The sequence below is a fragment of the Arthrobacter wenxiniae genome, from assembly GCF_013376105.1.
In the GTDB taxonomy this organism is placed as follows: domain Bacteria; phylum Actinomycetota; class Actinomycetes; order Actinomycetales; family Micrococcaceae; genus Specibacter; species Specibacter wenxiniae.
On record NZ_JAAMFM010000074.1, the window covers coordinates 1 to 985 of the forward strand.

Annotated in this window: 1 protein-coding gene; it reads right to left on the minus strand. The window is 67.9% G+C overall.

Translation table 11 applies throughout. The annotated features are described in order from the left end of the window. Positions 1 to 2 precede the first annotated feature (2 nt). Positions 3 to 985: mannose-1-phosphate guanylyltransferase (locus G6034_RS19400; RefSeq protein ID WP_176636740.1), on the minus strand; the 983-nt coding region annotated here is incomplete at its 5' end.

Consider the following 985-nt stretch of genomic DNA (forward strand, 5'->3'; position numbering starts at 1 on the left):
GGCTAGAGGACGTCCATGTCGCCCTGCGCCTTGAGCCCGTCGACGGCGCGCTTGACCAGCTGGGAGTGGGCGCGCGTGGTGACCAGGAGGGCATCCGGGGTGTCCACGACCACCACGTCCTGGATGCCGACCAGCGCAATCACCCGCTTGGTGTCTGTGACCACAATGCCGGTGCTGTCCTCGGTGAAGACGCGGGCGCCCTCGCCGATGACCTTCACGTCCTTGACCTCCTTGGCGCTGCTCAGGCGGGCAATGGCGGCAAAGTCGCCCACGTCATCCCAGCTGAAGTCCGCCGGGATCATGGCGACGTCGCCGGCGTCCGCGGCAGGCTCGGCCACGGCGTAGTCAATGGCAATCTTGGGCAGCGTGGGCCAGACACGGTTCTTCACGGCCACGCGGTCCGGGGTGTCCCAGGCCTGGGCGATTTCCATCAGCCCGTCATGGAGTACGGGCTCGTTCGCCTTCAGGTGGCGCAGCATCAACTCCACCGGCGCCACGAACATGCCGGCGTTCCAGCTGTAGTCGCCGCTGGCCAGGTACTGCTCGGCGGTGGCCGCGCTGGGCTTTTCCACGAACTGCACCACCTCATGCGCGCTGGGTGCGCCCTCAATGTCCAGCGCCCTGCCCCTACGGATGTAGCCGAAGCCGGTGGACGCGTGCGTGGGCTTGATGCCGATGGTGACGATCTTGCCTGTCGCGGCCGTGTGGATGGCCTCACGGACCGCGTCCTGGAACTTGCCCTCGGGGCTGATGACCTGGTCCGCGGCAAAGGAGCCCATGATGGTTTCCGGGTCCCGGGTGAACAGGATCGCCGCGGCCAGCCCGATCGCCGCACCGGAATCCTTCGGCTCCGTCTCCAGCACCAGGTCGTCGTCGGCCAGCTCCGGCAGCTGCCCGCACACGGCCTCGCGGTGCGCCTCCCCGGTCACCAGCAGGATCCGGTTGCCGCTGATGGGCTGCAGCCTGTCATACGTGGCACGGATCA